This window comes from Micromonospora sp. DT4, from assembly GCF_049841675.1.
Lineage (GTDB): Bacteria > Actinomycetota > Actinomycetes > Mycobacteriales > Micromonosporaceae > Micromonospora.
Genome location: NZ_JBNCKT010000033.1, coordinates 43401 through 50590 on the forward strand (window position 1 = coordinate 43401; position 7190 = coordinate 50590).

Genomic DNA, 7190 nt, shown 5'->3' on the forward strand with positions numbered 1-7190 from the left:
ACAAGGCCACCGCGATGGCCGCGAGAATCGGATCATCAATCTAGCTCTCCCCGGCTCGCTCCGGCATCAGGCTCTAACCAGCCGACATCTTTCAGTCGTCGCTGCACGTCCACCGCTACCGGATCGTCGAGTTCCAGCAGCGTCAGAAGGGCATCGGCGAGGGCCTCCCGAGCGGCACGTCGGTCGTGCAGCTTGAGGTGCGCTTCACCCTCGTACGACCGGGCCAGGGCCGCGTGCCGACGGTCGCCCAGCTCTCGAAAGAGTGCCGCTGCCGAGGTCAGCGCGGATAACGCCTCCTCATGGTCACCTGTGCGGAGCAGCGTCTGACCGCGATGAAACTCAACCAGCCCCTGACTCCATCGGTTGTCCAGACGTTGAAAGACCTGCATCGCTTCGCGGTATGAGGCCAGCGCCTCAGCGAACCGCCCGGCGCCGCGGTGCGCGTTGCCGAGGCTCATGAGCGCCAAGCCCGCGCCTCGTCTTTCTCCCATCCGGCCGAAGGTGTCGAGTGCCTCCTGCGCGTGTCGAGTGGCTGCCTGGAATTCTTCACGGTCTTCGTAGACCAGCCCGCAGCCACGCACAGCGAAGCCGGCAGTCCACAGGTCATCGACGTCCCGCGCCGCTTGCAGGGAATCGGTGTAGCTGCGCAGGGCCTCGTCGAGGTCCCCCCGATCCCACCAGGCGTCACCGAGGCTGAGCAGCAGCCAGCCTTCGGCCAGGCGGTCGCCCAGGTAGCGGGCACATTGGAGCCCGATGAGGTGGCTGTCCACCCAGGCCCTCCAGTAGGAGCGCAGTTCGAAGAAGGCCATCCCAGCGAGCGCAAGCTGCCACCCGAACTGGTGCTGACCCCACCCGGACGCGGTCCGGATGACGTCGAGAAGGTTGAGCCGCTCCTTCTCGCACCACCGCAGGGCTTCGTCGAGCGACTGCCTCGGAGGGTCGTCAACCCCAGGCAGGGACCGACCCTGCGGGAGGATCGCCCGGTAGGCCGCATAGGTGTGATGCAGATACCAGTGCAGCAGTCTCTCCCGCGCTGCGTGCACGGCGTCGGAGTTCTCGTCGAGGTTCGCCCGCTCCGCGGCGTACAGCTTCAATAGGTCGTGCAGGCGGTATCGGTTGGGCCCGGTGCGGGCCAACATGTGTAGCCCAACCAGTGATTCCAGATGGCGGCGCGCGGACTGCGGTGCGAGTCCGGTGAGGCTGGCCGCAGCGTCCATGGCGATGTCCGCTCCGGGGTGAATGCCGATCAGCCGGAAGACCCGCGCCGTCTCCGCGTTCAGCGCCTTGTACGACCAAGAGAAGACAGTCCGTACGGCCGACAGCTCGTCGTCCTCGACGGTCAGCGCATCAAGCCGGCTCTCCTCAGCCGCAAGTTCCTCGACCAACTCCGTGAGAGGCATTTCGTCGTCGAGGCAGGCCCGGTCGGCGACGATCCGCAGGGCGAGCGGCAGGTGGGAGCAGAGTTCGACCAGCCTAGCTACTGGTACTCGTTCGCGATCCACGCGTTCCGATCCGATCGTCACGCTCAGCAGCCGCGTCGCGTCCTGGCTCGACAACACGTCCAGTACGGCACGGATGGCACCATCGCGGACGGCCAGGCCGGCGAGCCGACTGCGGCTCGTGATGATCACCATGCAGCTGGGCGAGGCCGGAAGGAGCGGTCGCACCTGCTCGGCGGTGGCGGCGTTGTCGAGGAGGATCAGCATCTTCCGGCCGGTGGTCAACGATCGGTAGAGCGCGGCGCGACCGTGCAGGTCCCGCGGAATCTTCTCGGCGGGTACGTCCATGGCGCGGAGAAACCCGTCCAGGGCCTCGTGCGGAGTCAGCGGCGGCACAGCATCGTAGCCGCGCAAATTGATATAGATGTCGCCGTCGGGGAAACGTTCCCGAACCCGATAGGCCCAGTGCACGGCCAGCGCGGTCTTGCCGACCCCGGCACTGCCGGAGATCGTCGAGATGGTTACGACCGGCAGCTGCGCTTCATCGGTGATCAGTTCGACCTCGTCGAGCAGGGAGTCGAGCTGCCGGATGTGCACCTCACGGTCGATGAAGCCCTTGGTAGCGGGCGGCAGCTGCCGCGGCGACGGCAGCGGCACCTCCGTAACCGTGCGCAGGTTCACGTTGCCCTGGATGAGGCCGGCCTGCACCACCGCCGCGCTGTGGCCGGAAAAGTCGTTCTCGACCGGGCCCCTGTCGTCAGTCATGGGGCTGTATGTCCGACAGGAATTCACGGCCGATCAGCCCCATGAGCACAACATCGTGGTGGCGACCCGCCAGGTACTCCTGTTCCCTGAGTAGTCCTTCCTGGGTGAATCCCAGACTGTGATGCAGCCGCAGGGAGGCGGCGTTGTCGGCGTGGATCTCGACGAGGCACTTGTGGTAGCGGCGCTCGGCGAACATGTACGCCAGCAGGATTCGGGCTGCCGCTGTGCCGTGCCCCCGCCTGCGGTGTGCCGCGCTGATCGCGAGGCCGTAGCTGAAGGTGCCGGTGCGCGCGTTCGTGCGATGAGTCGAGATGGCACCGATCATTCCGGTGTCGTCGATTCGCTCGATGGCGAGAGCGAAGCAGTCGTCGCTCACCTCGGACAGGCTGAGGCGTTCTACATCTTTGCGCAGTTGTCCCCGCGAACGCGGTGGTTCGGCCATGTAGACGGCACGCGCCCCGACGACGTCCGCGGCGAACTCTCGGTAGTAGCCGTCGTCCTCGGGCTCGATGGCGCGGAGCCTCACCAGGCTGCCCGACCATCCAGAGAACACGGAACCGCCAATCAGCTCGCAGCCGTCACGGTCGCGGGGAGCTCCGTGAAGTGGGTGGCTCTCGTCCAGGCCCGGTCCCGCCACTGGCAGTGCATCAACACCTCGGCGGGATCTTCGGTGGTGCTGAAGCCCACGAACCGGTCATCGTCGGTGAAGTGCAGGAAGGCAACGACCTGCGAGTCGAACAGCCAGAAGTCGTACTCCGGCAGCGCCAGCTCAGCCGCGCGTGCACGGGCAAGGTATCGGATGTCCTCACCCGCTGTCAGATTGTGTGGCGTCACTGATATCTCGAAACGCAGATAGTCGCTCGGGGGTTCGTCAATGACCCGCACCCGCTCCACCCTCTTGCCCTTCGAGGTCTCCGCTTCCATCAGGTCCAGCCACGACCGAAGCCACTCGATGCCCGGATCTCCCCCGCCGAGGAACGTCTGGAATGGCTCGTCCTCGGACGCGAGGCCGTATGACCGGCGAACCTCCAGCTTGAAGGCCGCATGTTGGAAGTCCTCGAACAGGCGCTGGAAGGCGTCTGGATCAGTGACGACCGACCCCATCTCAGCCCTTCTGCTCGAACCAGGACATCAGCTCACGCGGCACCACGACGAACGTCTCGTTGGGCAGCACGTCGCGCAACTGCGCGAGCGCCTCAGGATCGGTCAACTGGTAGCCCTGCACCACGATGTCGCCCTCGTCGGTCTCGTAGAGGGTGGGGCAGGAGCCAGAGTTGCTCGACGTCTTCAGAAAGCGAAGCTTCATCGTTCCTCCTCCAGAGGTCGGCAACTACGCATAGTAGTTAGGCGCATGCGGGGAATCAATAGACTTCCACATCTGAACGACTTTCCAGCGAGCCGCCTGCCGGAGTTCACGGCAACTCGGGCACACCCCGCAGCAGCGCCAGCGCCGAGCGGTCGGAGCTGAGCTGGGCCAGCTCGGCGTTGATGAAGTCGGTGAAGAACTCGGCCGGTGATCCGGGGAACCCAGGCTCGAAACCCGAGTGCCACTGGTGCAGCCACGGCTCGATCTCGACCAGCCCGGCGAGCAGCGGCAGCAACCGGTGCGCCGGCCACGCCTCCTGAGTCTTCCGGTCCAGGTAGACGGTGGCGAGCGCCTGCGCCTGCGCCAGGTGATCCCATCCGGCCCAGCCGAGCAGCTCACTGCCGTCGTTGTCCCGCCCCGCCTGCGGGTACGAGATGAACCGTTCCTTCGGCACATCGAGCTTGCCGCGTGCCTTCCAATACGACGGCCGGGCGAAGTCCGCCGAGGCGTACTTCGGCGGCACCTCGATGGTGACCTTCTCCCCCGCGTCCTCCCGACGCTGCAACGCCCAGGTCCGCTCCCACTGCGCGCGCTTGCGCAGCCCGGCAGGCTTGTAACGCTGCGCCGGCAGGTACGGCACATGCTCGTCGGCGAGCAACTGCCCCAGCGTGCGAGTCAGGTCGTAGCTGTCGTGCCCGACCCACAGGTCCAGCACCGCCCGGAAATCCTGATCGCCACTGACCCGGTCGGCGAGCTGCGCCACCGACAAGGGCTTCGGCTGCCCCGCCCACAGCTCCGCGGACTCCAACCGATCGAGCAGCCACTCTCGCAGCGCCGCCGACTGCATCTTCTCCCACCCGTCGGTGGACCAGCGCCGCTTGCACTCCGGCCGCTCGATCAGCCCGATGTGCCGGTTGGCTTCGATGGTGGCGATTCGCCGCTCCACGAGGGACCGGTACTCCGCTGGCCAGTGCGTCTGCGGCCGGTCGATCGGCTTCGACCCGTGCCGGTTGAACCACTCGGTCTGCGCCCCGCTGGTGTGCAGCACGATCTCGAAGGCCCGCTCCCCCAACGCCAGCTCCGGCGGGTTATCGCAGGTCAGATCCTCGTCTATCAGCCCGTAGAGCCGGTAGACCTCCCAGTCCAACTCCTCCTGCAACGCGATCATCCGCGCCCGCACCGAGCGGTACTCCGTCTCAGCCTCCGCGAGCCGCTGCCGGCTCAGCACCCCCGAAGCGGCCACCGCCGCCGGGCTCAAGCTAGCGAGCCGCTGCGCCAGCTGATCAATCTCCCGAGCCCGCCCCAACGGGTACGCCGAAGGCAGCGGAAATTCACTTACCTTAGTCCCCGTGAAATCATAAAAGTGCTCCCAGTCATCGCTCGTGAAACCACCACCCTGGCCACGAATACCCTTGTCATGGCAGACCTGTTTGAGCCAGAAGCAGGAAGCCGAGCTGTTAAGAGCCCCAAGAAGCCCCAAGTATTCATCTTCGGCCGCGCCTTCAGGAAGCAAAATCACCGGCGCGGCGCGATTGAAAATATCTCCGCCACGATTAAACACGAACCGGTTATGTGTAGAAACGAAAGAAAATGATATTTTCATAGGCACCACCCACCTTGCTGGGTGGAAATCCGAATATTCAAACCAGGCCAGGCCGCGCTCCTCCTGAGTTCCAGAAAGCGCGCGACGCGCCTTTAGTGGGAGTCGATACCTCCAAAGCAGCCTTAACCCAGCCCGACCCGCAACAGGCGAACCGTTGACGTCGTATGGAAATACAATACTGTCGCCTTCATCTGCCACGTAGTCTCTAATTGCAGTGCCAGTAATGAACGGCGCAATTTGCGTATCGCCCCGCAGCCTGCGAGCCATCGAGCGCCCAATCAGATAAGCGTCGTCGGCCCGCGTTTCGGCTACAAGTCCAATAACCTCGACCATCGAACCAAGCTTGCCTGACGAGTTCTTCTCAATGAATCTTTTGACGTCCATGGCACCTGCGCCGGCAAGACTCCACGGGAAATTGGCTAGCTGCCTACGGGGCAGGTCGGCAACAGTAACCCAATCCGACTCGGAACCTGGAACAGCGACTTGTTCAACGACAGCTGTCCATACTAGACCTTTGGCGGCGAACGCAGGTTGAGACGGTTCGCCTCGAATACCGAGTACCGCCCGGACAGTGCCGGAACGGCGGCGGCTATTGGGCCGACCAACTAGGATTACTGTGGGAGTGCCATGACCAGGAATGTAGGCACCGGAGGTGTCGATCACCTCCGTCAATTCAACCTCGTGGGCAAAGTACTTTTCGATCAGATGCTTACCGAACTCGCGCTTCATGAATGAACTTCCGGTGATTTGGCCAACGTGCCCAGCACCCTCGCCGTGCTCGTCTGACCGCTTGGCCAAATCAAAGAAACGCTTCGCAAAGGGTACGGTCAGCGCGTATTGCCGGCAACAGACGGTCTTGTAGATCTCGCGGTAGAGGCCATTGCGGGCGCTGTCCGCGACGGTGATATAGGGCGGGTTACCCACCACAATTGTGTACTGGTTTTCGGCTAGGTAGTCCTTGAGCAGGTCGGCGTCCTCGCTCTCGTACGCGAAGACCTCCTTGCCCTCCATCTCGGCGAGTAGATCGCCCTGCGCTCGGGAGCTGAACGCTCCCCATGGCAGCAGCGAGTCGCCGGTCGCCACGCGGATCGGCCAGGCCGGCGTGCGTTCCAGCTTGGTCAGCCCGCACACCTTCATCGCGGCGATCAGCAGCCGGAAGCGAGCGATCGCCACCGCGAACCCATTGATGTCGACACCGGTCACCTGGCCGAGGGCCCGTTCGGCGAGCACCTTCACGTCCGTGGCCGGCTCCCGCTCCCGCCATTTACCCACCAGCCGGTGAAACGCGCCGAGCAGGAAGTGGCCGGAGCCGCAGGTCGGGTCGATGACGCTGGTCGCGGCGAGGCCGAACTCCTTCACCGCCGGCTCGAACGTGCGGTCGAGGATGAACTCCTCCACGAACTCCGGCGTCTGCAACAGCGCGTACGTCTTCTTCGCGTGCGTCGACATGTCCTGGTAGAGGTCGCCCAGGAACCGAGTGTTCAGGTCGTCGCGACGAAGCGAGACAGCGCCCGCGCCGCGCCGGAAGAAGTCGCTCAGTTCCTCGGCTGCCGGGCCGGAGATGTCGAACCGCCACAGCGGGTTGTGCTTTCTGTCGAAGATCTTGCCAGTGGCCTTCAGCTCGGCCAGGTAGCCGAACGCCTCCCGCAGCCAGTGCCGGTCGTTGTGCCGGGGGTTGGCGATCAGGTACGCCTGCCGGTGCTGCACGGCCCGTTCGGCCGGCGCGGCCGGATCGGCCCCGCCGATCCAGAGCTTCTCGATGAGCGCGTTGTCCTCGCAGAACCGGACGAACACGCAGCCGAGCACCCAGGCCACCGCGGCCTGGTCGAGCACGTCATCGAGCCAGGTTTCAAAGCTGCCGCCGACCCGCTGGGCGTCCTTCGCCGCCGCGTACTCCTGGCGCAGCTCCGCCCGCAGGCCCGGCGCCTCCGCGACCTGCCGGCGCAGATCGTCCACCAGGGTCCTGACCTGCGCTTGCAACGCCTTCAGCTCGATCACCGCTAGGCCGTGTCTTGTGGATCAGGTTTCGCGGGCGAGGTCGCGGAGCCAGATCTTGATGGTGGCGATGTCGATGGTG

At 64.9% G+C, this 7190-nt stretch carries 5 protein-coding genes; all 5 read right to left on the reverse strand.

What is annotated here, in order from left to right; genetic code table 11:
- Positions 1-35: 35 nt before the first annotated feature.
- A complete protein-coding gene (locus ACLQ24_RS12695; RefSeq protein ID WP_425891411.1) occupies positions 36-2204 on the reverse strand; it encodes an ATP-binding protein in 2169 nt (722 codons plus the stop codon).
- On the reverse strand, positions 2197-2730 hold the full coding sequence (locus ACLQ24_RS12700) for a GNAT family N-acetyltransferase (protein ID WP_425891413.1): 534 nt from the start codon (positions 2728-2730) through the stop codon (positions 2197-2199). The genes ACLQ24_RS12695 and ACLQ24_RS12700 overlap by 8 nt, the downstream gene beginning before the upstream one ends.
- A 38-nt stretch (positions 2731-2768) precedes the next feature.
- Positions 2769-3308: a DUF6879 family protein gene (locus ACLQ24_RS12705; RefSeq protein ID WP_425891415.1), complete on the reverse strand. Its 540-nt coding sequence runs from the start codon at positions 3306-3308 to the stop codon at positions 2769-2771.
- Between the two features lies 1 nt (position 3309).
- Positions 3310-3510: a hypothetical protein gene (locus tag ACLQ24_RS12710; RefSeq protein ID WP_425891417.1), complete on the reverse strand. Its 201-nt coding sequence runs from the start codon at positions 3508-3510 to the stop codon at positions 3310-3312.
- A gap of 106 nt (positions 3511-3616) precedes the next feature.
- Positions 3617-7111 (reverse strand): BREX-2 system adenine-specific DNA-methyltransferase PglX, encoded by a 3495-nt coding sequence (gene pglX, locus ACLQ24_RS12715; RefSeq protein WP_425891419.1) that lies wholly within the window; start codon positions 7109-7111, stop codon positions 3617-3619.
- Positions 7112-7190 lie beyond the last annotated feature (79 nt).

Bases quoted from the DNA above. Each gene is read 5' to 3' on its own strand.
- ACLQ24_RS12695 (WP_425891411.1), bottom strand. From the start codon at position 2,204: ATGACTGACGACAGGGGCCCGGTCGAGAACGACTTTTCCGGCCACAGC.
- ACLQ24_RS12705 (WP_425891415.1), bottom strand. From the start codon at position 3,308: ATGGGGTCGGTCGTCACTGATCCAGACGCCTTCCAGCGCCTGTTCGAG.
- ACLQ24_RS12710 (WP_425891417.1), bottom strand. From the start codon at position 3,510: ATGAAGCTTCGCTTTCTGAAGACGTCGAGCAACTCTGGCTCCTGCCCC.